The organism is Agrobacterium sp. O3.4, from assembly GCF_041414895.1.
Taxonomy (GTDB): Bacteria; Pseudomonadota; Alphaproteobacteria; order Rhizobiales; family Rhizobiaceae; genus Agrobacterium; species Agrobacterium cucumeris.
In genome coordinates, this window is the sequence record NZ_JALPZP010000004.1 from 227,993 (window position 1) to 251,248 (window position 23,256).

General features: G+C 57.9%; 18 protein-coding genes. 12 read left to right on the plus strand and 6 right to left on the minus strand.

From position 1 onward, the window contains the following. Positions 1–11: 11 nt before the first annotated feature. The 4 genes from hutH to M0412_RS19980 form a co-directional block, all read right to left on the minus strand. Positions 12–1,517, minus strand: a complete 1,506-nt coding sequence (gene hutH, locus M0412_RS19965; protein WP_269701431.1) for a histidine ammonia-lyase — start codon at positions 1,515–1,517, stop codon at positions 12–14. Then, entirely contained in the window at positions 1,510–2,340 is an 831-nt protein-coding gene (locus M0412_RS19970; RefSeq protein WP_149901305.1) for a glycine betaine/L-proline ABC transporter ATP-binding protein, read from the minus strand. The genes hutH and M0412_RS19970 overlap by 8 nt, the downstream gene beginning before the upstream one ends. Further along, the gene (locus M0412_RS19975) at positions 2,333–3,190 is read right to left on the minus strand and encodes a proline/glycine betaine ABC transporter permease (RefSeq protein WP_142842558.1); all 858 of its coding nucleotides are present in this window, start codon (positions 3,188–3,190) and stop codon (positions 2,333–2,335) included. The genes M0412_RS19970 and M0412_RS19975 overlap by 8 nt, the downstream gene beginning before the upstream one ends. A 104-nt stretch (positions 3,191–3,294) precedes the next feature. Next, complete coding sequence (locus M0412_RS19980) at positions 3,295–4,332, minus strand: ABC transporter substrate-binding protein (protein WP_269701430.1); 1,038 nt, start codon at positions 4,330–4,332, stop codon at positions 3,295–3,297. A 636-nt stretch (positions 4,333–4,968) separates the two neighbouring features. Between M0412_RS19980 and hutC the strand changes: the two genes are divergently transcribed. From hutC to M0412_RS20005, 5 genes are all read left to right on the plus strand, one after another. After that, positions 4,969–5,709 carry a histidine utilization repressor gene (gene hutC / locus M0412_RS19985; protein ID WP_142842560.1) on the plus strand — a complete coding sequence of 247 codons (741 nt, stop codon included), beginning with the start codon at positions 4,969–4,971 and terminating at the stop codon, positions 5,707–5,709. A gap of 329 nt (positions 5,710–6,038) precedes the next feature. After that, positions 6,039–6,536 carry a spore coat U domain-containing protein gene (locus M0412_RS19990; protein WP_269701429.1) on the plus strand — a complete coding sequence of 166 codons (498 nt, stop codon included), beginning with the start codon at positions 6,039–6,041 and terminating at the stop codon, positions 6,534–6,536. A gap of 21 nt (positions 6,537–6,557) precedes the next feature. Further along, a complete protein-coding gene (locus M0412_RS19995) occupies positions 6,558–7,277 on the plus strand; it encodes a molecular chaperone (protein WP_142842562.1) in 720 nt (239 codons plus the stop codon). Beyond that, complete coding sequence (locus tag M0412_RS20000) at positions 7,249–9,687, plus strand: fimbria/pilus outer membrane usher protein (RefSeq protein ID WP_305765277.1); 2,439 nt, start codon at positions 7,249–7,251, stop codon at positions 9,685–9,687. Before M0412_RS19995 ends, M0412_RS20000 begins: the two co-directional genes overlap by 29 nt. Next, the gene (locus M0412_RS20005; RefSeq protein WP_269701427.1) at positions 9,684–10,634 is read left to right on the plus strand and encodes a spore coat U domain-containing protein; all 951 of its coding nucleotides are present in this window, start codon (positions 9,684–9,686) and stop codon (positions 10,632–10,634) included. Before M0412_RS20000 ends, M0412_RS20005 begins: the two co-directional genes overlap by 4 nt. A gap of 17 nt (positions 10,635–10,651) precedes the next feature. Here the strand turns inward: M0412_RS20005 and M0412_RS20010 are convergent, their stop codons facing one another. Then, positions 10,652–10,975: a hypothetical protein gene (locus M0412_RS20010; protein WP_237681436.1), complete on the minus strand. Its 324-nt coding sequence runs from the start codon at positions 10,973–10,975 to the stop codon at positions 10,652–10,654. A 91-nt stretch (positions 10,976–11,066) separates the two neighbouring features. Here M0412_RS20010 and M0412_RS20015 point away from each other — a divergent pair, with 91 nt between their 5' ends. The 7 genes from M0412_RS20015 to M0412_RS20045 all read left to right on the plus strand — a co-directional run bounded on the left by M0412_RS20015 (position 11,067) and on the right by M0412_RS20045 (position 19,862). Beyond that, positions 11,067–12,335, plus strand: a complete 1,269-nt coding sequence (locus M0412_RS20015) for an extracellular solute-binding protein (RefSeq protein ID WP_269701426.1) — start codon at positions 11,067–11,069, stop codon at positions 12,333–12,335. A gap of 12 nt (positions 12,336–12,347) precedes the next feature. Beyond that, entirely contained in the window at positions 12,348–13,436 is a 1,089-nt protein-coding gene (locus M0412_RS20020; RefSeq protein ID WP_269701425.1) for a carbohydrate ABC transporter permease, read from the plus strand. Further along, positions 13,433–14,314 carry a carbohydrate ABC transporter permease gene (locus tag M0412_RS20025; protein WP_269701424.1) on the plus strand — a complete coding sequence of 294 codons (882 nt, stop codon included), beginning with the start codon at positions 13,433–13,435 and terminating at the stop codon, positions 14,312–14,314. The genes M0412_RS20020 and M0412_RS20025 overlap by 4 nt, the downstream gene beginning before the upstream one ends. Positions 14,315–14,553: 239 nt before the next feature. Then, positions 14,554–16,149 (plus strand): peptide ABC transporter substrate-binding protein, encoded by a 1,596-nt coding sequence (locus M0412_RS20030; RefSeq protein ID WP_142842569.1) that lies wholly within the window; start codon positions 14,554–14,556, stop codon positions 16,147–16,149. A gap of 54 nt (positions 16,150–16,203) precedes the next feature. Next, positions 16,204–17,127: an oligopeptide ABC transporter permease OppB gene (gene oppB / locus M0412_RS20035; RefSeq protein ID WP_035265000.1), complete on the plus strand. Its 924-nt coding sequence runs from the start codon at positions 16,204–16,206 to the stop codon at positions 17,125–17,127. Then, complete coding sequence (locus M0412_RS20040) at positions 17,120–18,250, plus strand: ABC transporter permease (protein ID WP_142842571.1); 1,131 nt, start codon at positions 17,120–17,122, stop codon at positions 18,248–18,250. The genes oppB and M0412_RS20040 overlap by 8 nt, the downstream gene beginning before the upstream one ends. Position 18,251: 1 nt before the next feature. After that, entirely contained in the window at positions 18,252–19,862 is a 1,611-nt protein-coding gene (locus tag M0412_RS20045; RefSeq protein WP_269701423.1) for an ABC transporter ATP-binding protein, read from the plus strand. A 236-nt stretch (positions 19,863–20,098) separates the two neighbouring features. Here M0412_RS20045 and M0412_RS20050 read toward each other — a convergent pair whose 3' ends face one another. Beyond that, positions 20,099–23,254 (minus strand): efflux RND transporter permease subunit, encoded by a 3,156-nt coding sequence (locus M0412_RS20050; RefSeq protein WP_269701422.1) that lies wholly within the window; start codon positions 23,252–23,254, stop codon positions 20,099–20,101. Positions 23,255–23,256: the final 2 nt, after the last annotated feature.

Consider the following 23,256-nt stretch of genomic DNA (forward strand, 5'->3'; position numbering starts at 1 on the left):
ATCACCGACGCTTATGACAGATGCTCAATCCCGGCACTCGTGCCACGCAGCAGCTTTTCGACCATGGCAAGCACGGAATTGAGCGGCCGGTCATCGCGGTAAAAGGGAACGTCTGCGCGAACACGCTGGTAGAGGGCATTGGTGCCGGGCGCCATGCCGGCGTTTCCAGGTTGCATGTCATAAGCCTGCGCCGCACACATGATCTCGATTGAAAGAATCGTTTCCAGATTGGCGATGATGGAAAGCGCCTTGTCGGCCGCCGACGTGGCGTGAGTGAGAATATCCTCCTGCAAGGCAGAGGTAATGCCGCCATCCAGACTGGCGGGCGCAGCCAGCCGCCGGTTTTCCGCCACCAGCGCCGCTGCCGTATATTGAATGATCATGAAACCGGAGCAGACACCGCTGCCTTCCGCCAGAAAAGCCGGCAGGCCGCTGACCAGCGGATTGACGAGACGGTCGATCCGGCGCTCCGCAATGCTTGCCAGTTCTGCAGCGGCTATGGCCAGACCATCCATGGCAAGCCCCAATGCCGCGCCAACCGCATGGGCCTGCGAATGCACCTGCGGCATATCAGGCGAACCGGTAACGACGGGATTGTCCGTAACACTTGCCAGTTCGCGATTCACCACTTCGCCGATCTGAGCGACGCTGTCGCGAATGGCGCCATGGATTTGCGGCACGGCGCGAAGACTGAGCGGATCCTGCGTGCGCGACCCCGCCGAGCGCGCCAAGAGGGGACTATCCGCCAGCAGACGGCGGAGATTGTTCCCAACGGCCTGAAGCCCAGGAGATGTGCGCAGAGCGAGCGGCGCTGCCGAAAAAGGATCGGATTGCGCGCCCAGATTTTCATAGCTCATTGCCGCCGCCGCATCCGCCCAGTCCAGCAGATTTTCCATTTGCGACAGCGCCAGGCAGGCAAGTCCGGTGGCACAGGGCGTTCCGTTGACGAGGCTCAGCCCTTCCTTGGCCAGAGGCACAAGCGGAGAGAGACCGACAGCCCCCAGCGCCTGCCGGCCGGAAAGCCTTTCGCCATCACGCACCGCTTCGCCTTCGCCGATCAATACCAGCCCGATTGCCGCAGCATGGGTGAGATATCCGACCGAACCGCGTGAGGGAATGACGGGCAAAACATCCGCATTCAAAAGCGCCAGCAGCGCCTCGACGGTTTCCACGCGGACGCCGGAAAAACCATGGGCGAAATTGACGATCTGCGCGGCCATGATCGCACGTGTCTGCTCCCGCCCCAGCGGCTCTCCGACCCCGCAGGAATGGCTGAGCAGGATGTTTCGCGACAGAACCTGTTGCCGATCCCTGTCCACGATCACATCGCACAGGGCACCGACACCGGTATTGATGCCATAGCCGCGCACGCCTTTCGACACCAGCGCCTCGACAATGTCACGCGCGGCGGCGATACGCTTCCACGCGGCATCGGCAAGCTGCATTCGTGCACCTTTTGCCACCATGGCGACATCCCGCCACGAGATACCCTGATCGATGATAACGCTCTCAATCATGGTGGGCGACCGCCGCACCCGTGCGGCGCTGCACGAAGCGGGCGACATAATCATTGGCGGGACGATTGAGAATATCGTCCGGCGTCCCGACCTGCACCAGTTTCCCGTCCTTTAGAATCGCGATCTGCGCACCGATACGCAGCGCCTCATCAAGATCATGCGTGATGAAGACGATGGTTTTCGAGAGGTTCTTCTCCAGCTGCAGAAGCTGATCCTGCATATCGGCGCGGATCAGCGGATCGAGAGCGGAAAATGCCTCATCCATAAGAATAACGTCGGTATCGGCCGCGAGAGCCCGCGCAAGGCCGACACGCTGCTTCATGCCGCCGGAAAGCTGATGGGGCATCTTGTTTTCATAACCGGCAAGCCCGACGGTCTCGATCCATTGCATGCCGATCGGGTTTGCTTCCGCCTTCGAAAGCCCGCGTACACGCTGGCCATAAACGACATTCTGCATAACCGTGCGGTGTGGCATGAGGCCGAAATTCTGGAACACCATGCTGACACGGCGATTGCGGAAATCCCGCAGGTCCTTGGCGTTAAGATCAAGCACATTGCTGCCGCCAACCAGGATTTCACCGCTCGTCGGTTCGATCAGGCGGTTGATATGGCGCACAAGCGTCGATTTTCCGGAACCCGACAGCCCCATGATAACGAAGATGCGGCTGCCAGCAATATCGAGGCTGACATCATCGAGGCCGACGCTGCAACCGGTCTTGGCCAATATTTCAGCCTTGTCGGCGCCGTCCTTCGTCATGGCGAGCGCGGCTTTCCAGTTGCCGCCGAAAATCTTGGAAACGTTACGGATTGCGATATCAGTCATCGCCGCGCTCCTTCCGGCTGGATTGGCCGAAGCCCTGCGTAATACGGTCGAGGACGATGGCGAGAATGACGATGCCCAGACCTGCCTCGAGACCCTTTCCGACATCCAGTGTCTGAATCCCGTTCAGGACCTGTTCGCCCAGACCACGCGCGCCGATCATCGAAGCGACCACCACCATGGAAAGAGCCATCATGATCGTCTGGTTCAGGCCGGCCATGATCGTGGGTGTGGCCAGCGGTAGTTCGACGCCGAACAGGATCTGCGACGGGCTGCTGCCGAAAGCGGTTGCCGCCTCCACCACTTCGCGATCCACCTGGCGGATGCCGAGATCGGTCAGGCGGATCAGCGGTGGTACGGCGTAGATGATGGTCGCGAGCACCGCCGGCACCTTGCCGAGGCCGAAAAGCATAATTGCCGGGATCAGATAAACGAAACTCGGCATCGTCTGCATGACGTCGAGGACAGGCAGCGTGATACGCCGCATGATTTGGCTCTTGGCGAGCCAGATGCCGACCGGAACACCGATGATGATGGAAATCAGGCTGGCGATGAGCATCAGCGCCAGCGTCTGCATCGTCAGGTCCCAAAGCCCGAGGGCGCCGACGACGAGCAGCATGACCCCGACCATGACGACAAGCGAGATCTTGCGCGCGGCAAACCATGCGAGCACCAGGAAGGCAAGCAGGACCAGCCACCATGGCAGGCCGCGCAATATCCATTCCATGAACAGGATAACCTGCAGAATGGTCTGCGAAATAGCCTTGAAGACGAAGCCGTAATTGACCACCAGCGACTGGACGAAGTCGTTGATCGGGCCACGAATGGAAATATGAAGAGTTTCAGGAAACATCGGGTGGCGTCCTCGCACTTTGCCGTCTTCCGTCCCCGACGGTCACGGCTCTGACGGGAAAAGAGAAAAGCCGCATGCCAATCCGGCATGCGGCCCCGTGATTACTACTTGATCGCGGCTTCGATACGGGTCTTGGCCTCTGGCGACACCCATGCGCCCCAGATGTCGCCCTTGGTCTTCAGGAAGCGCGTCGCTGCGGCCACTGCATCGGCCTTTTCGTCAACCATATAAGCGAGGCTGGAATTGACCTCTTCGAGCGGGAAGGTCGCCTTGCCGAGGATTTCGATGATATCCGGCGCGGCCTTCGCGAAGTCGCTGTTGACGCCATAGGCGACCTCAACCGCCGGGAAAGCGCATCCGGCCTCCCGCTTGCCATCGGCGCTTGTCAGGTCCTTCCAGCAGGCTTCGGTGTAGGCCGGCTCGGAAAGCTGCACGAGCTTGTATTTGCCCATGATTGCGGTCGGGCTCCAGTAATAGAACAGCAGCGGCTCACCCTGAAGATAGGCGGCGCTGATCCCCGCATCCAGCGCTGTACCAGTGCCCGGGCGGAAGTTCACGTAGGTCGTGTCGAGCTTGTAGGCCTGAAGCTTGGCGGTATTGACACCCTCACAGGTCCAGCCCGAAGGGCAATTGAGAAAACGTCCCTTGGACGGCTCTTCAGGATCCTGAAAAAGGGCGGCGATCTTCGGATCGGAAAGCTGCTCGACACTTTTCAGGTCGGGGGCCTTTGCCTCTATGCCCTTTGTCGCGTCACCCTTGATCAGATATTCAGGAACGAACCAGCCTTCGGAAGCGCCGACGAAGGTCTTGCCGACCGAGGTAACCTGTCCTGCGGCAGCAGCCTTGTTCCAGACGTCAGACCGGCCGATCCATTCCTCGGCAAAAATCTGGACGTCGTTATTGGCCGTGGCCTGTTCCAGGGTCACCGAATTGCCGGGAATGGAATCGACCTTGCAATCATATCCCTTCGACAGGATGGCCTTCATGACTTCGGTGATGAAGGCGCCGCTTTCCCAGTCGATGCCAGCGAAAGTGACAGTCTTTCCCTCGCCGCAATAGCTGGCTGCATGGGCCGAGCCCAAGGGCAGCGCCGCAAACAGGGCCGTGGCGGCGAGCGCGAATTTAAATTTTACATTCAACATCTTATTCCCCTTTTTGATTGATGGTTGGCATGTTGTCGGCACAAATTCATGCGGTGCCGGCGCAGGATCTCCCTGAAAATATAATGAAGGAATGTCGACCTTTCGCCCGGTCAGCGAGACTGTTTGGCGCAGGTCCGATCAAGACACCTACCCCCTGCCGGCAACGAAAATAGCTCTCCTTAAGTTCACTATACAACTTTACGAAATCGGCTTTGATGGCGGAGAATGGCGGCAAGCAGGAAGGGCGATGAAAGAGCGCCTGGAGAACCGGCACCGCTCGAACCCTGAACGCGGCCAATCCAGCTGTCTCGCGCCGAAACATATGCGGCCGCCTGCAAACCAATAAAGCCGTAAACGGTTCATAACCACGCATTCACAGCCCTTTCTCCCGATATCGGCGAGCCAGACTGCATTCCCCTTTCGGAGCGGGTCGGCACGCAAACATCCTCACTTCAGCCACTTACGAGAAAAATGCGCCTGCAAAAGATCGACTTTTCAAGTCCCATCGATGTTTCACAAGTTGTATATGTAACTTTGCATGGTTTTAGGAGACAAGCAAGCGCAAAGATGATATTTTGCATGCGTCCGAAATGCTGGTTATATTTTAGGCAGCATGCCGATTTTCAGGGAGTTTAAATGCCGTCCGTGATCGAAAGCGACCTCGCAACATCCAGCGAGTATCCTTCTCTGCCGCTCTATGAGCGTGTGAAAACGCAAATCAAGGCAAAGATCGCAAGCGGCGAATGGCCCCTTCACCACCGGGTTCCTTCCGAGAACGAGATGGTGGAGATGCTGGGCGTCAGCCGGATGACGGCAAACCGTGCCCTGCGGGAGCTTGCGACCGAAGGTGTCATCGTGCGTGTTCAGGGACGCGGCTCATTCGTCGCATCAAAAAAGAGAAGCGCCGCGATGATGGGTGTGCGCAACATCGCCGACGAGATCAAGGAACGGGGCTCCTCCCACCAGGCCAGCCTGATCCTGGCGCAGACCGAAGTATGCGGTCCCGATCTTGCTTCCGCGCTGGAGATCGACGTTGGCGCTACGATTTTCCATTCGATCATCGTTCATCACGAAGACGACGTGCCGATCCAGCTGGAAGATCGTTTCGTGAATGCCGCGGTCGCCCCGGACTATCTGCGACAGGACTTCAGCTTGACGACGCCAAATGCCTATCTGACGGCATTGGCGCCAATTTCCCGGACCGAACAGTTCATCGAGGCAGCAGCGCCCCAGCCATGGGAATGCAAGTTGCTGGCGATCGGCCGTCACGAACCCTGCCTGCAGGTTCGGCGACGGACATGGTCTTCAAGCCGTGCGGTAACATCGGTACGGTTATTATATCCCGGAAGCCGTTATCGACTCGAAAGTCAGGAATAAGGGCTCCCTATATGGCCATCGGCCAAAGGTCACAATCTGGCGTCTTCATCCAAGTGTGCACCATCACATCCAACCTCACTGCGAGGAAATGGACAAGCCACTGATTATCTAAATTTTTTCGAGGATTTATCTACTCTCTCATCCGCGAATACCACAGAATTTACGGTTGTACTTTATGCTGTATTTCATCCTGTAGTTTTCTAGGCCCCGCCGTTAAGGATTTGTTAACCAAATCGAAGCGAGTATTAGATTATTCTAATTACCCGCTATTGGGGTGATCCTGCGTTGTGACCGAGGAAATCTGCAGCGCAGCCGCTTGGGGAGAGAGCATGAAGTTCGCAACATCAGGCTACCTATTATCACTTGCGGCGTTCGCCCTTGCGCCGTCATCAGGCATGGCGCAGGTCGCCACTTCAAACTTCACGGTACAGATCACCATTCAGGCGGCATGCCAGATCAACTCGGCCGGCAATCTGAATTTCGGCACCAATGGTGTCATCAGCAACAATATCGACGCGACCAGTCAGGTCGTCGTTCAATGCACCTCCAGCACACCCTTCAGCCTTGGCCTGAGCGCCGGCGCCGGTTCGGGCGCCACTGTCGCCAGCCGCCTGATGACGTCCCCGGCGGGTGCCACCATTGCATATTCACTCTATACGACTGCGGCACATACCACGGTGTGGGGCAACACCGTGGGGACGGATCGCCAGACAGGAACGGGAACCGGAGCGCCGCAAACATTCACGGTCTATGGGCGCGTACCTGCCCAGACGACACCTGCGGTCGGCGTCTATACCGATACGGTGACGGCCACGCTCAATTACTGATCGCCATAGGGAGGATCGCGCATGCGTCTTTTTACCTTAGCGGCTGCGTTTATTGCCGGTTTGAGTGTCTCACCTTCACACGCCGCATCTTTGCGGGTTTCACCAGTCATTCTGGATTTAAGGGCGCCGGCGGCGGCGTCCAGCCTGCGCATATGGAATGATGCGAAAACGCCGATCAACGTTCAGGTCAGGATATTCCGCTGGACCCAGCAAAACGGCTCGGACGTCTACACCGCGGCGGAGGACGTCGTCGCCAGCCCGCCGATGACGCAGCTGAAGCCGGGCGCCGAGAACCTTATCCGGATCGTCCGGCTTTCCAAAACACCCATCAGGGCGGAAGAGAGCTACCGCGTCATCGTGGATGAATTGCCCGCTGCGGGAAGACCCCAGTCCGGCACGGTCAGTCTGGTCGTTCGCCACTCCATCCCGGTTTTCTTTTCGCCCGCTTCCACAGGCGATGCCGAGCCGGTCTGGTCGATAACGCCACAGGGCAAAGGTTACAGGGTATCCGTTTCCAACAATGGTCAGAAACGGATACGGATCGCCAACCTGAAAGTTCTGGGTGGCAACGGGCAAGCAATTGCCCAGCAACAGGGCCTGGTGGGCTATGTGCTTGGCAAATCCGGCGCAAGCTTTCTTGTTCCGGCAACCGGCAGCAAAAAAGCTGGTGGCACACTGAAGATTTCGGCTGAGAGCGAAGGCGGCCCCGTCAATGCGACGGCGCGCGTCAACGGCGGCTGACCTTGCCGTTTTGACGATTGCAGGTTTGACGATCTTTTCATCGAGCAGTTTATCCGTGGCGCAGGATTTGCCCCCTGCGACGCCGCCCACTTCTTTTGCTGCAAAAGAAGCCGGGCAATTGCAGCTCGAAGTCTACATCAATGATGTTTCAACGGAACTGATCGCCACATTTCGTCAAAACGACGCCGGGTCGCTTCTTATCGAACCGGAACAGCTGAAAAACATCGGGATTTCTCCGGTTGAGAGCGCGGCAGGCGATGATGGCTGGATCGATGTCTCCAGGCTGCCGGATGTGGTGACCCGTTATGATGAAAGCACGCAGTCGGTCCATTTCACCCTGCCCACGGCGGCACGGGCGAGCAAGGTCATTGACGCATCCGGCAGGAGCGTCGAGGAGGAAAACGAGGATGTGCAGGACAAGGCCACTGGCGATTTTGGAGGTCTGGTGAACTACACGATCTACGGCTCGTCCGGCGGCAACAAATGGTCGGATCTGACCGACTTCAACGGTGTCTCCGCCCTTTTGGAAAGCCGGGTGTTTGGCCCGCTGGGCGTGCTGTCTTCGTCTCAGGTCCTGAGCACATCACGCCTGTCGCAATTCGACACTCAGCGCCTCGACACCACCTGGAGCTACTCCGATGAGGACAGCCTGACGACATACCGGGCCGGAGACCTGATTACCGGGGGGCTGAGCTGGACACGTCCAACGCGGTTGGGCGGCGTGCAGATCCGCCGAAACTTCGATCTGCGGCCGGATATCGTCACCATGCCGATGCCGGAATTCGCAGGCTCCGCTGCGGTGCCCTCCACCGTCGATGTCTATGTCAACAATATCCGCCGCCTGTCGCAGGATGTTCCCGAGGGACCATTCTCCATCACCAATCTTCCGGTCATCAGCGGCGCGGGCAATGCAAGACTGGTAGTGCGGGATGCGCTGGGGCGTGAAACCGTGTCCGAAACGCCTTTTTACACCTCGCCGGATCTGCTCGCGAAGGGTCTCATCGATTTTTCGGCCGAGCTTGGCTTTGCCCGGAGCAATTACGGCACCTCGTCTTTCGATTATGATGACAGGCCACTCGGCTCGGCGACGGTGCGCTATGGATTGTCGGACGGGTTGACGCTGGAGGGCCACGCCGAAGGCGGCGAGGATTTCTACAATATCGGCTTCGGCGGCGTCTTCACGCTTGGAGCCCATGGACTGGCGGCGATTTCGGGCGCATCGAGCCGGTTTGGCGCAGAAAGCGGTTATCAGCTTTCCGCAAATGTCGAAGCCGAATTGCTTGGAGTACGGTTAAACGCCCGCTCGCAACGGACATTCGGCGACTATAACGACATGGCATCCGTTTCCGCCGATACATCAAAAGTCCGCACGATAGCCGGCCTGCTCAGTGCGCGGCCACCGCGCGCGCTCGACCAGATTTCCGTGTCCACGCAACTCGGCTTCGATGAGACGAGCCTTAACTTCTCCTACACACAGCTGGAAACCTTCGATGAAAGAAAATCCCGGCTGCTTGGCCTTTCCGCCACGCGGCCCTTCGGCGAAAACGGCAATATCTTCATCACCGCTTATAAGGACCTCGAGGACAGCAATTCCTATGGCATCTATGCCGGCCTCTCCTGGTCGTTTGGCGGCGGCGTCTCCGGTTCAGCCGGCATGTCCTCCGATGCGGACGGATATTCCATGACGGCCGAAGTCGGAAAATCCGAGGAGCAGGCGGAAGGAAGTTATGGCTGGCGCCTGCGCGGTTCGATGGGCGGCAACGATATCGCCTCCGCCTCCGGCAGTTATCGCGGCAGCGTCGCGCGTGTGTCGGCCGGCGTCGATCAATTCAACCGCACGACACAGGCCTATGCCCAGATCGACGGATCAATAGCGCTGGCCGGTGGCGATGTCTTTATTGGAAACCGGATCGATGACGCCTTCGCCGTCGTGGATGCGGGCGCACCCGGTGTCGATATTCTGCTGGAAAACCGCCCGATCGGCCAGACGAACCGACGCGGAAAGATACTGCTTCCGAACCTGCGATCCTATGACGTCAACAACATCACGCTGGACCCCAGCAATCTTCCCGTCGATGCCCGCATCGACACGACAAAACAAACCGTCAAACCGACAGAACGCGCCGGAGCAGTCGTCAACTTCAAGGTGGAAACCGAGGGGCAGGTGGCGCTGGTGACGCTGAAGGATGAAAGCGGCCAGTTTATCGAAACCGGATCGACCGGCAAGATCGACGGTGAGCGTGACTTCATCGTTGGTTATGACGGACAGGCCTATCTCGATAATATCGGCGAAACACATCGGCTTTCCATCACGCAACCCACAAAGGGAGAGTGCGAAGCGCAGATTACCGTCTCCCCTGCCGCCAAGACACGCGCCACCCTTGAAGCCACATGCAGGAGCGTTCAATGAAGGATCTGACCCGCGCTGCCCTTGCCATCGCCGCTTTCCTGTCCGGGACACCGGTTCTGGCGCAAAGCTGTAGCTTCAGCATGTCGGACATGAGTTTCGGCTTCGTCAACCTTACAAGCGGCAGCGCCGTGGATACCACCGCCACATTGTCGGTGACCTGCTCCAACCCTTTGTCGCTGGCGCTTTCCATCCGCATTTGCCCCAACATCAATGCCGGTAGTGGCGGGCAATCGGGCGGCATCCGACGGATGCTGCAAGGTAGCAACGTCCTCAATTATCAGCTGTACCAGAACTCCGGGCGCACAACGCCATGGGGATCGGTCACCCAGCCCGCGCTTGGATCACCTCCGCCCATCGATATGGCGCTGCCCCTCCTTCTCAACAGCACAACCCGTACCGTTTACGGCAGGATTACCGCCGGTCAGGCCGCTGCCGCCCGTGGCCCTTATCTCTCCAGCTTTGCCGGTGCCGAGACCAGCTTCACCTATACGTCATTTCTTTTATTGGCACCGAACTGCTCCGACATAACCCAGAACCCGACACAGGTGCCCTTCAATGTTACAGCTGCGGTCTCGCCGACCTGCATTGTCTCGGCACAGAACATCAATTTCGGTAGTCATGGCGTTCTCAACACCGCAGTCGACGCAACGGGGGCCATCGGGCTAACCTGCACCAGCAACCTGAATTACAGCGTCGCGCTCAACGGCGGCCTGAGCAACAGCCCGCCGGCGTCGCGCCGGATGGTGCTGGCTGGCGGATCGATAACCTACGGGCTCTATCGCGACGTCAACCGCACGAATGTCTGGGGAAGTGCGGCCGGCCAAATCACCACGGGCACCGGAACCGGTACCCTGCAAACACTGACCGTCTATGGGCGCGTCCCGGCGCAGAATACACCGGCACCGGGAGTTTACAGCGATACTGTCGTTGTGACGGTCAGTTACTGAGCGATGTATCCCGCCGTTTACCCATGCAGCGCCGCAGTAAGCCAGGCCGCCGCGCGGTCGATCGCCATTGTCCTTCGCGATTTGATCGGCAGGACAATGTTGTAACGGGCGCCGGAAGGCATGCGGGTGTCATCAAAGGGCACCAGCGTCCCGTCGTCCAGGAAGGTCTTGACCAGAAGCCCCCAGCCAAGCGCCAGCCCCTGCCCTTCACGTGCGGCAAAGATGGTTTCGGTATAGTGATTGAAGCGCAGCGTCGGCTTTATTTCGAACCTGACATCGAGGTTGGAAAGCCATGACCTGTCCTCAACGTCCGTTTCTATAAGATCATCCGATGCGACCAAGGGTCCCATCCCGCGCTTGTCTTTGCAGCTGATTTTCTTCGGAACAATCTCTGGATGGTGAAGTTACCCTTCTTCAGGAGGAGGACCACCCATGAGCACCAAAGCCATTTTTGCGGGCGCATTCACCGCCCTGTCGATGTTTTTTTCCACTGCAGCACTGGCGCAGACCGACCTGACGATGTGGTATCACGGCGCGGGCAATGTTGAAGAACGCAAGATTTTGGCCGGCATCATCGAGGACTTCAATTCGTCCCAGTCAGACTGGCGAGTCTCGCTTCAGGAGTTTCCGCAGAGTGCCTATAACGAATCCGTCACCGCCGCCGCACTTTCCAACAAGCTGCCCGACATTCTGGATGTCGATGGGCCGAACATGCCGAACTGGGCGTGGTCGGGTTATTTGCAGCCACTGCGGATCGATGAGGCAAAGCTTGAAAATTTCCTGCCCGGCGCCGTGGGCAAGTGGGGAGACAAGCTCTATTCCGTCGGCCTGTGGGATGCGGCCGTTGCGGTCTTCGCCCGCAAATCGGTTCTCGATGAAAACGGCATTCGCATTCCCACACTGGAACAGCCGTGGACCGGCGAGGAGTTCAATGCGGCGCTCGAGAAAATCGCGGCCGGCGGCAAGTTCGAATATGCGATAGACCTTGGCATGGCCGATAAAACCGAATGGTACAGCTATGCCTTCAGCCCGTTTCTGGAGAGCTTCGGCGGCAGCCTGATTGACAAGAAAGATTATCAAACCGCCGAGAACTTCCTCAACGGCGACAGTGCCGTCAAGTTCGGAGAATGGTGGCAGTCTCTGTTTGAGAAGAAGCTGGCACCCGGAACGTCACAATCGCCTGCCGATCATGAAACCGGTTTTCTGGAAGGTCGCCACGCCTTGCAATGGATGGGCAACTGGGTTGCGGTGAAGGCGCTGGAGAAATATGGCGACGACCTGCTGTTCCTGCCAGCGCCTGATTTCGGGCAGGGACCGAAGATCGGTGCCGGATCCTGGCAGTTTGGTGTGTCGGCCACCAGCAAGCATCCGCAAGGCGCGTCCGCCTTCATCGAATTCGCCATCCAGGACAAATATCTCGCGCAGTTCTCCGATGCGGTCGGCCTCATCCCGGCCACCTCCTCGGCTGCCCAGATGACGAAGAATTACAAGCAGGGTGGCCCGCTCGAGGTTTTCTTCGAACTGTCCAAGCGCCAGGGAACGTTGCGTCCGGTCACTCCGGCTTACGCCTTCATCTCGCCGGTCTTTTCCAAGGCTCTTTCCGATATTGCCAACGGTGCGGATGTTGCCGATACGCTGGACAATGCAACGGATGAGATAAACAACAACATTGAGCGCAATTCCGGTTACCAACCCAAATAGGGGTCGTGATCGATGGCGTTCTTTTCTTCAAAGGGAAAACTCACCCGGGACGGCGTCACGGGCTGGCTCATGGCTGCACCGGCGATGGTGCTGATCGGGCTGTTCCTGATCACGCCCTTTCTGCTGGGGCTCGGTTTTTCCTTCACCAACCAGCGGCTGACGTCTCCCAATCCGACCGAGTTTGTCGGCCTTGAAAATTACACCCGGCTGCTGGGTATCGGCGTGCTAACGCTCGAACCGGAGAAAGAGGCGGACGGCAGCATCAGCCGGGATGCGGATGGTTCCGTCTCCTATCCGAGAATTCGCAGTTTCACCCGCAACAATCCCGACTATCCCCATCTGGAAGGGATGCGGGAATATAAGAGTTTCAGCTGGGGCGAGGACCAGATCGTCATTCTGGCCAGCGACGTCGTATTCCTGACAGCCCTTGTCAACACGCTTTCCTTCGTGGCCGTCGTCGCGCCGATTCAGGCTGCACTGGCGCTGTTTCTTGCCCTGTTGGTGAACCAGAAGATCCCCGGCATCACGATTTTCCGGGCGATCTACTTCATGCCTGTCGTGCTGTCGGTGGTGGTGGTGGCGCTGCTCTGGCGGTTTATCTATGCAGCCGATAACGGGCTCCTGAACAGCCTCCTGAGTTACATGAGCTTCGGGCTCTTCCAGCCCATCGACTGGCTGGGCAGAACTGATACCGCCTTATGGGCCATTCTGGTGATGTCGGTCTGGCAGGGCGTTGGGTTCCACATGGTCATATGGCTCTCCGGCCTGCAAACCATCTCTCCGGATCTTTACGAGGCAGCCGACATTGAAGGCGCGAGCCGCTGGCAGAGGTTCAGCATGATAACCTGGCCGCTGCTGCGCAACACAGCCGTGCTGATTGTCATCGTCATCACCATGCAGGCTTTTGCGCTTTTTGCGCAGATCGATGTGATGACCAAGGGCGGACCGCGCGATTCCACGCAGAGCATCGTCTACCAGGCCGTTGAGCGAGGATATCGACAGCAGGACATCGCAGCAGGCTCCGCAATCTCCGTCGTCCTGTTCCTGCTCGTTCTGTGCATTTCCTTGACCCAGCGATACCTGACAAGGGAGAAGCAATGATGCAGGCCGGACAACGTAAAAGCCTCGCTTTTCTCATCGGCAACTATGTGCTCATGCTCGCCTTCGCGGCGATCTTCATTTTGCCGCTGTTGTTCATGGGGTTCTCGTCGCTGAAACCAAATGACCAATTGCTGAGTGACGCGACGTCGATACGAGCCTTCCTGCCGGTGGGATATCTCTCGCTTGAAAACTACACGGCAGCTTTCGCCCGGGCGCCGATTGCGACCTTCATATTCAATTCGGTTCTGGTCACGGTCGTTACCGTGTTTCTCGCCCTGCTTTTTGGCTCGCTTGCCGCCTTCGCCTTCACCTTTTTGAACTGGCGCGGAAAGGATGTTTTATTCTCGATCATCCTCGCCACGCTCATCATTCCCTTTGAAACAATTGCCGTGCCACTCCTGCTGGAAGTCAACAATCTGCCATGGATAAGCAGCGGTGGATTTACCTGGGGCTGGCTCAACTCCTGGCATGTGCAGATCATTCCGTGGATCGCAGACGGGCTGACGATTTTCCTATTCGTGCAATATTTCAAGGATCTGCCGAAGGAATTGCTGGAGGCGGCGCGCATCGACGGCGCCAGCTGGCTGCGGATTTACGCGCAGGTAGTGATGCCGCTCAGCGGCCCGGTCATCGCGACGGCGGCAATCCTCAAGTTCCTCGTCATGTACAGCCAGCAATACCTATGGCCGCTTCTCGTTACCCAATCCGAGACATACAGACCCGTAATGGTGGGGCTACAATATTTCTTCCAGCTCAATACGCCCTGGGGTGAAGTCATGGCCTATCTCACTATCATCACCCTGCCGGTGCTGATCTTTTATCTCTGCCTGCAGAGGTTGTTCATCTCCAGTATCGCGGCAAGCGGGATAAAGGGATAGTGCGTCGACGAGGTTTCGGCATGAACCGCTCGGTCGTCGGAGGGCAGTTCCCTGCGGGACAACCTGGCGCAGGATGGCTTCAGCCAAAGTGTTTTATAAGAAACCACTGGGTCTACCGCGAAGATGTCAAGTTAAGTGAAACTTGTGGCTTTCGCATCAACTCACAATTTATTGTGGTTGCACTTCGGAGAAATTTGGCCTTGTTTGTGCACTCAAAATACTCACGGGGAAAGAAAACAATGTCGATAAAAACAACAGCTCTCACCACTCTGCTGGTAGGATCGCTTCTGATTGGCGCCAGTTCCGCGCTTGCGGAAACAGTTCTGCATCGCGGCAACTCCGGCGAACCGCAGACGCTCGATCAGGCACAGACCTCCATCAACATCGAAGCCTTTATCCTGAAAGACCTTTATGAAGGTCTCACCATTTACGATGCCGCCGGCAAGATCATTCCCGGTACGGCGGAAAGCTGGACACTGTCTGAGGATGGTACCGTCTACACCTTCAAACTGCGTGCGGATGCGAAGTGGTCGGATGGCACGCCGGTAACGGCCGGAGATTTTGTTTTCTCCTACCAGCGCGTCGAAGATCCGAAGACCGCCGCAAAATATGCAAATATTCTTTACCCGATCAAGAACGCCGAAAAGATCAACAAGGGCGATGTTCCGGTTGACCAGCTTGGCGTCAAGGCGGTGGACGACAAGACCCTTGAGATCACACTCGAGCGCTCAACACCTTTCTTCCTTGAGCTTCTTGCTCACCAGACGGCGCTGCCGATTTCCAAGGCGAGCTACGAAAAGAACGGCACGAACTTCGTAAAGCCGGGCGTCATGGTTTCGAACGGTGCTTACAAGCTCGAAGCGCATGTTCCCAATGACAGCCTGACGGTCGTCAAGAACACCAGTTTCTGGGATGCATCCAACACCAAGATCGACAAGGTCATCTTCTACCCGATCGATGACCAGGCCGCATCCGTTCGTCGTTTCGAAGCAAAGGAAATGGACCTCGCATACAACTTTTCCGCGGATCAGATCGACCGTCTGCGCAAGGCCTATGGCGAACAGGTTCACGTTTCGCCGACGCTTGCGACCTATTATTATACCTTCGATACCCGCGAAGCGCCGTATAATGACGTGCGTGTCCGCCAGGCGCTTTCCATGGCAGTGGACCGCGATTTCCTCGCCAAGGAGATCTACAGCGGCTCTCAGGTTCCGGCCTACTCCATGGTTCCGCCGGGCATGGATTCCTACGGCGAGCCGGCAAAGGCCGATTTTGCCACACTGTCGCAGCTCGACCGGGAAGACGAAGCCCTCAAGCTCATGAAGGAGGCTGGTTACGGTGAGGGCGGCAAGCCGCTTTCCATCGAAATCCGTTACAACACCAACCCGAACCATGAACGCGTCGCGACGGCTATCGCTGATATGTGGAAGAACACCTTCGGCGCGAAGGTGTCACTGGTGAACCTCGACGTCGCCTCGCACTATGGCTACCTTCAGGAAGGCGGCAAATTCAACGTGGCGCGCGCCGGTTGGGTTGCCGACTATGCCGATGCCGAAAACTTCCTGGCGCTTTCGGTATCTTCCAACAAGACCTTCAACTATTCCAAGTTCAACAACGCCGAATATGACGCGCTGATGCAGAAGTCCTACGACGAGAAGGATCCTGCTGCCCGTTCCAAGCTGCTGCATGAGGCAGAAACCATCCTCATGAAGGAGCAGCCGGTCGCTCCGCTGCTGACACAGGCCGATCTCTGGCTGGTTTCCAACCGTGTCAAGGGTTGGGCCGACAACGCTGCCAACGAACACCTCAGCCGCTTCCTGAGCGTTTCCGAATAAGCAGCGTCGGCACGGTGGCTCACACCACCGTGCCATGCCGGAGCCCGAAAAAGCATGATCTCGTTTATCCTGCGCCGTTTGGCGAGTGCGGTGCCGACGTTGTTTATCGTCGTCACGATTTCGTTTTTCCTGATGCGTTTCGCACCGGGTGGTCCGTTCAATCTTGAACGTCCCCTGCCGCCGCAGACGATGGAAAACCTGATGAGAACCTATCATCTGGATGAACCATTGTGGCGCCAGTATCTCATCTATCTCGGCAATGCCGTCACCGGCGATTTTGGCCCGAGCTACGTCTACAAGGACAATACCGTCGCTCAATTGATCGGCAAAGGTCTGCCTTATTCGCTGGAACTCGGCAGCTATGCTCTTTTGCTGGCGCTGGTAGGCGGCGTTCTTGCCGGCACTCTGGCCGCACTCAGACAGAATAGTGCCTTCGATTTTTCGATCATGTCGATTTCGACGGTTGGCGTTACCGTGCCGAACTTCGTCGTGGCGCCCGTTCTCACTCTTGTCTTTGCCGTCATACTCGGGCTTCTGCCCGCCGGCAGCTGGGGCGACGGATCGCTGCGATATCTCATCCTTCCGATGATCGCGCTTGCTTTGCCGCAGCTCGCGGTCATCGCGCGCCTGACACGCGGCGCAATGATCGAGGCTTTGCGGATGGACCACATTCGCACCGCCAAGGCTTATGGCCTTCCGGCGCGCAACGTGGTGGTATTCCACGCCATGCGTGCGGCGATGCTTCCGGTCGTTTCCTATCTGGCTCCGTGCGCCGCGGCGCTGTTGACGGGTTCGGCGGTCATCGAGACGATCTTCACTATTCCGGGTGTCGGCCGCTACTTCGTTCTCGGCGCGATCAATCGTGACTATACCTTGGTGATGGGAACCGTCGTTCTCGTCGCCATTTTTGTCATCCTGTTCAATCTCGTGGTCGATATTCTCTACGGCCTGCTCGATCCGAGGGTCAGACATGACTGATATCCCCGGCAATATTGCCCCTCAACCATTGGTAAAAAGCCGAAGCCTGTTCCAGCTGGCAGCCCTGCGTTTCAAACGAAACAAAGCCGCCATGGCAGGCTCCGTCATGCTGCTGCTGATCACGCTTTTCTCGTTCATCGGTCCGCATTTCCTCACGCACACCTATGATCAGGTGTTTTCGTCCTATGTCTCCGTCCCGCCGAGCCTTGAGCCACGCCCGGATGTGAACAACCTGCAGGACGTGATGGAGGGCGTTGCCAACCGGGCGCGCGTCGAGCTGAAGGAATTTTCAGTCGAAGGGCAGACCTTCACGGCAACCGTCACCTCCAGCAGCCCGATTGACCCGCGCACCACACGCTATTTCGACCGCGCCAACGAATTCGAAAACACAAAGGTCGTCGCCACCGAAGATGAGGGCCGAACGCTGAAGCTGGAAGGCGACGTCAACCGCGAGTACTTCTTCTTCGGCACCGATTCCAACGGTCGCGACATGCTGGCGCGCGTGATGCTGGGTGGGCAAATCTCGATCGCCGTCGGCGTTCTGGCCAGCCTCGTTTCACTCGGGATCGGCGTGCTTTACGGCGCAACCGCGGGGTATATCGGTGGGCGTGTCGACAATGTGATGATGCGTTTCGTCGAAATCCTCTATTCGCTGCCCTTCGTCTTTCTGGTGGTCGTCCTGGTGGTGTTTTTCGGCCGCAGCTTCATCCTGATCTTCCTGGTCATCGGTGCCGTGGAATGGCTGGATATGGCGCGTATCGTTCGTGGCCAGACGCTTGCCCTGAAGCGGCGGGAATTTGTGGGCGCCGCACAGGCCTTGGGTTTGAGCGACTGGCAGATCATCCGCCGCCATATCATTCCCAATACGATCGGGCCCGTCGTCGTGTTCGTAACGGTCGTCGTACCCAAGGTCATTCTTCTGGAAAGCTTCCTCTCTTTCCTCGGCCTTGGCGTGCAGGCGCCTCTTACGAGCTGGGGCGCGCTGATTTCCGAAGGCGCCAACAATATCCAATCAGCCCCGTGGCTCCTGATATTCCCGGCGATCTTCTTCGTGCTGACCCTGTTTTCGCTGAATTTCGTGGGTGACGGGTTGCGTGATGCACTCGATCCCAAGGATCGTTGACATGAATACGACATCTGAAACCATCCTCACCGTCCGCAATCTCAAAGTTGACTTCACGACGCCTGACGGCACGGTGAGTGCCGTCAAGGGCATCGATCTCGACGTCAAACAGGGGGAAACGCTTGCCGTCGTCGGAGAATCCGGTTCCGGCAAAAGCCAGACCATGATGGGCATCATGGGACTGCTTGCATCCAACGGCATTATCGAGGGTTCGGCAAAATATCGTGGACGCGAGTTGATCGGCCTGCCGGTCAACGAGCTCAACAATATCCGGGGTGCGAAAATCACCATGATTTTCCAGGAACCGATGACTTCGCTCGATCCTCTCTACAGGATCGGCGCGCAAATCGCCGAACCGATCATTCACCACAGGGGTGGCAGCAAAAAGGAGGCGCGTGCCCGCGTTCTCGAACTCCTGAAGCTCGTGGGAATTCCTGAGCCGGAGCGGCGCATAGACAGCTACCCGCATGAACTTTCCGGCGGTCAGCGCCAGCGCGCCATGATTGCCATGGCTCTCGCAAACGAGCCGGACATCTTGATTGCGGATGAACCGACCACGGCGCTCGACGTGACGATCCAGGCACAGATCCTCGACCTTCTGAAGTCATTGCAGAAACGCTTCGGCATGGCCGTCGTCCTGATCACGCATGATCTCGGCGTTGTCCGCCATTTTGCCGATCGCGTCGCGGTTATGCGCCGCGGGGAAATCGTCGAATCCGGCACGACGGAAGATATCTTCGATCGCCCGCAGGCTGACTACACCAGGATGCTTCTCGATGCAGAACCCAGCGGGCACAAGTCGCCAGTCGGCAAAGAGGCGCCTGTCGTTCTCTCCGGGCGGAACGTGACGGTCGATTATAAAATTCCGGGTGGTTTCCTGTCGAAGTCGAGCAAGTTTCGGGCTGTCGACGACGTCAATCTCAGCCTTCGCCAGGGACAAACCATCGGCATCGTCGGTGAGTCCGGATCAGGCAAATCCACCCTCGGTCGCGCGCTTCTACGCCTTGCCCATTCCAAGGGCCGCATTTTCTTTGGCGAGACGGAAATCAGTGACCTTGACCGAAAGGCCATGCGGCCATTGCGGCGGCATTTGCAGCTTGTGTTTCAGGATCCCTATGGTTCGCTTTCGCCAAGACAGACGGTCGGAGAGATAATCACTGAAGGTCTGTTCGTGCATGAGCAACGCTTGAGCCGTGCGGAGCGGGACAAAAGGGCTATCGAAGCACTGAAAGAAGTCGGTCTCGATCCAGCCACCCGCAACCGCTACCCGCACGAGTTTTCAGGCGGGCAACGCCAGCGTATCGCAATTGCCCGTGCGATCATCCTCAAGCCGGATGTCGTCATTCTCGATGAACCTACCTCTGCGCTGGACCGGTCCGTTCAAGGACAGGTTATCGACCTGCTACGTGATTTGCAGAAGACGCACAGCCTTTCCTACATCTTCATCAGCCACGATCTCTCTGTCATCAAGGCCATTTCGGACTACGTCATTGTCATGAAAAACGGGACGATCGTGGAAGAGGGAGAAACCGACGACATATTCAACAGGCCAGCCGCTGAATATACCGAAACACTCATCAAATCGGCGTTTTCGGCGGAACTGGCACCCTAGATTATCGCCCGGCCGGCCGAGCGATCTCTGGCTCTTTCAGGAAAAGCTGCCTGCCGTATATGTGACCGCTCATCAACGCGCTTGGTGATTGGTTCACTGAAAAAACGTGCCTGCTGTTTTGTGTCGAATGCGCATCCGATCACCTAGGACTGGATTGGAACAATGGCTCCCCCCCTTGGGGAAAGGGGTGGAGCCTTGCGGTGCAGAGGAGGATACATCTCGAACTGCGATTGAGGTTATGTGCGCGAACCATGCGTGCCTGGCATAATCTCGGAACTCGCGGCTGCATCGTCCGCCTCCGGCCGCTTCGTCCTGAACAGTTTCAGCACGAAGACGAAGAAGGCCGGGACGAAGAACACACCTAGGATTGTCGCCGAAATCATGCCACCAAGAACGGCGGTGCCGATGGCGTTCTGGCTGGCGGCACTGGCACCGGAGGCGATTGCCAATGGTACGACACCGAGCGTGAATGCAAGCGAGGTCATGATGATCGGGCGGAAGCGAAGTTTTGCGGCCTCGATCGCTGATTCCAGCAACGGCTTGCCCTCAGCGTAATTATCCTTGGCAAATTCGATGATCAGGATCGCGTTCTTTGCCGACAGGCCGATGATCGCGATCAGGCCCACCTTGAAATAGATATCATTCGGCATTCCGGCAAGCATGACCGCAAGTACACAACCGATGACACCGAGCGGCACCACGAGCATGACCGAGAACGGGATCGACCAGCTTTCGTAAAGACCTGCAAGAAGCAGGAACACGAAGAGAAGGCTGATGCCGAACAGGAAGGGCGCCTGCGAACCGGACTTGATTTCTTCCAACGACTGACCTGTCCACTCAAATCCGATGCCTTCAGGCATTTCGCCCGCCAGACGTTCCATCTCGGCGATGGCCGCGCCGGACGAGTTGCCGGGAGCAGGTTCACCCGAGATGCGTATCGTCGGATAGCCATTGTAACCAACGATCTGCGGTGAACCTTTCTGCCACTGTGCAATTGCAAAGGACGACAGCGGAACCATGCCGCCGCTGGCATTGCGGACGTTCAGCTTGAGTAAATCCTCGACCTGAAGACGGCTCTGGTCCTTGGCCTGCACGATGACGCGCTGCATGCGGCCGGCATTCGGAAAGTCGTTGATATAGGACGATCCGAGGTTAGCGGTGATCGTGTTGTTGATGTCGGAGAAGGTCACACCAAATGTGTTCGCTTTTTCGCGGTCGATCACCAGCAGAACCTGCGCCGCATCCGGAAGACCTTCCACACGCATGCCGGTCAGCACCGGACTTTGCCCGGCCTTTTGCATCAATTCGGCTCCCGCAGCAGACAGGGCGGCCTGGCCGACACCGTTGCGGTCCTGAAGGCGGAATGCGAAACCGCCCGTCGCACCGAAACCTTCGATAGCCGGAGGGGAAAGCGCAAAGCTGGTCGCATCCTTAAGGCCGAACAGCGACATGTTCACGCGGTCTGCAATGGCTTGCGCCGAGTTTTCCGCATCGCGTTCACTCCAGTCCTTGAGAGTGACGAACATCAGCGCGGCGTTGGCGCCGCTACCGGAAAAGCTAAAGCCCTGGATCGCAATGACATCCTTGACGCCGGACTCTGCTTTCAGGATTTCTTCGATCTGCCTGACCGACGCCTGCGTGCGATTGGCGCTGGCTTCCGGTGGTCCCTGAATGTCGACCAGCAATGTTCCCTGGTCTTCCGCGGGCACGAATGCCGAGGGGAGATTGATGAACAGGTAGCCAAGACCAACGACGAGGGCGAGGTAGATCACCATCATCCGGCCGGCGCGCTTTGCCATGCCGTTGGTCACCTTGACGTAGCGGTTTGTCAGCCCGTCGAAATTGCGGTTGAACCAGCCTGCCAACCCCTTTTTGTCGTGATGCCCCTTGGCAATTGGCTTGAGGAAAGTGGCGCAGAGCGCCGGGGTAAGCGACAGCGCCAGAAAAGCGGAGAAGCCGATCGACACGACCATCGTCAGCGAAAATTGCCGATAGATGATGCCGGTCGAACCCGGAAAGAAAGCCATCGGGATGAATACGCATGCGAGTACAAGGGTGATCCCGAGGATCGCGCCGGTAATCTGCCCCATCGCCTTGCGGGTTGCGGCCTTGGGTGAGAGGCCCTCCTCAGCCATGATGCGTTCGACGTTCTCCACTACGACGATAGCGTCGTCGACGAGAATGCCGATGGCGAGGACCATGGCGAACATGGTCAGCACGTTGATGGAGAACCCGGTCGCGAACATGATGGCGCATGTGCCCAACAGCGCAACGGGCACGACCAGGGTCGGGATGACGGTGTAACGGAAATTCTGCAGGAACACGAACATCACGACGAAGACGAGCACGACGGCTTCGATCAACGTGCTCAGCACCTTCTCGATGGAGGCCGACACGAATGGGCTGGTGTCGTATGGCGTGGCGTATTCAACCCCTTTGGGGAAGAATTGCGACAGCTCGTCCATCTTCGCCTTGACGGCGTTCGAAGTCGCCACCGCGTTGCCCGTCGAGGAAAGCTGAATACCGACCGCAGCACTCGGTTGCCCGTTCAGGCGGCTGGTAAAGTTGTAGTTCTCCGCGCCAAGTTCGATCCTGGCTACATCCTTCAGAAGCACCGCGCTACCATCGGGGTTTGCGCGGAGAATGATCTCGCCGAACGCCCTGGGATCAGACAACTGGCCCTGTACAAGAACCGTGGCGGTCAGATCCTGCGAGACAGGGTTTGGGGCAGCGCCGATCTGGCCGGCGGCCACCTGGGCGTTCTGGGCGGTGATGGCGGCATTGATGTCTGCCGCCGTCAGGTTCAGGCCGACCATCTTGTCCGGGTCGATCCAGACGCGCATGGCGCGCTGGGCCGCGAACATCTGGGCGCGACCGACGCCGTCAATACGGCGAATTTCACCAAGAACGTTTCGGTTTAGATAATCGCCAAGTGCGACTTCGTCCATGCGACCATCGGTGGAGGTCAGCGTGATCATCATCAGGAAGCCCGATGCGGCTTCTTCGACGTTTACACCCTGCGAAGTGACCGCAGACGGAAGACGGGACTCCACGCGCCGGATGGCGTTCTGTACGTTGACCGATGCCTGATCGATGTTGGTGCCAGCCTCGAAGGTGGCGTTGATGCTGACGGCGCCTGATGTGTCCGACGTCGATTCGAAATACATCATGTTGGCGACGCCGTTCAGCTCCTCCTCGATCAGGCGCGTCACACCCTGATAGATTTCCTGCGGGGAAGCGCCGGGATAGGAGGTGGAAATGGTGAGCTGCGGCGGCGCAACCTTGGGGTATTGCGCAATCGGCAGAAAGGGCAAGGCGATGATGCCCGCTATGGAAATGAACAGGGCGAAGACCCAGGCAAGGATCGGCCTGCTGATAAAGAACTGTGCCATTA

What these genes read in the sequence shown, in the direction of transcription:
- M0412_RS20050 (WP_269701422.1), bottom strand. Translation starts at nt 23,254, where the DNA reads ATGGCACAGTTCTTTATCAGCAGGCCGATCCTTGCCTGGGTCTTCGCC.
- M0412_RS20040 (WP_142842571.1), top strand. Translation starts at nt 17,120, where the DNA reads ATGACTGATATCCCCGGCAATATTGCCCCTCAACCATTGGTAAAAAGC.
- M0412_RS20030 (WP_142842569.1), top strand. Translation starts at nt 14,554, where the DNA reads ATGTCGATAAAAACAACAGCTCTCACCACTCTGCTGGTAGGATCGCTT.
- M0412_RS20020 (WP_269701425.1), top strand. Translation starts at nt 12,348, where the DNA reads ATGGCGTTCTTTTCTTCAAAGGGAAAACTCACCCGGGACGGCGTCACG.
- M0412_RS19990 (WP_269701429.1), top strand. Translation starts at nt 6,039, where the DNA reads ATGAAGTTCGCAACATCAGGCTACCTATTATCACTTGCGGCGTTCGCC.
- M0412_RS20005 (WP_269701427.1), top strand. Translation starts at nt 9,684, where the DNA reads ATGAAGGATCTGACCCGCGCTGCCCTTGCCATCGCCGCTTTCCTGTCC.
- M0412_RS19980 (WP_269701430.1), bottom strand. Translation starts at nt 4,332, where the DNA reads ATGTTGAATGTAAAATTTAAATTCGCGCTCGCCGCCACGGCCCTGTTT.
- M0412_RS19970 (WP_149901305.1), bottom strand. Translation starts at nt 2,340, where the DNA reads ATGACTGATATCGCAATCCGTAACGTTTCCAAGATTTTCGGCGGCAAC.
- hutC (WP_142842560.1), top strand. Translation starts at nt 4,969, where the DNA reads ATGCCGTCCGTGATCGAAAGCGACCTCGCAACATCCAGCGAGTATCCT.
- M0412_RS20000 (WP_305765277.1), top strand. Translation starts at nt 7,249, where the DNA reads ATGCGACGGCGCGCGTCAACGGCGGCTGACCTTGCCGTTTTGACGATT.
- M0412_RS19995 (WP_142842562.1), top strand. Translation starts at nt 6,558, where the DNA reads ATGCGTCTTTTTACCTTAGCGGCTGCGTTTATTGCCGGTTTGAGTGTC.
- M0412_RS20015 (WP_269701426.1), top strand. Translation starts at nt 11,067, where the DNA reads ATGAGCACCAAAGCCATTTTTGCGGGCGCATTCACCGCCCTGTCGATG.
- hutH (WP_269701431.1), bottom strand. Translation starts at nt 1,517, where the DNA reads ATGATTGAGAGCGTTATCATCGATCAGGGTATCTCGTGGCGGGATGTC.
- M0412_RS20045 (WP_269701423.1), top strand. Translation starts at nt 18,252, where the DNA reads ATGAATACGACATCTGAAACCATCCTCACCGTCCGCAATCTCAAAGTT.
- M0412_RS19975 (WP_142842558.1), bottom strand. Translation starts at nt 3,190, where the DNA reads ATGTTTCCTGAAACTCTTCATATTTCCATTCGTGGCCCGATCAACGAC.
- oppB (WP_035265000.1), top strand. Translation starts at nt 16,204, where the DNA reads ATGATCTCGTTTATCCTGCGCCGTTTGGCGAGTGCGGTGCCGACGTTG.
- M0412_RS20025 (WP_269701424.1), top strand. Translation starts at nt 13,433, where the DNA reads ATGATGCAGGCCGGACAACGTAAAAGCCTCGCTTTTCTCATCGGCAAC.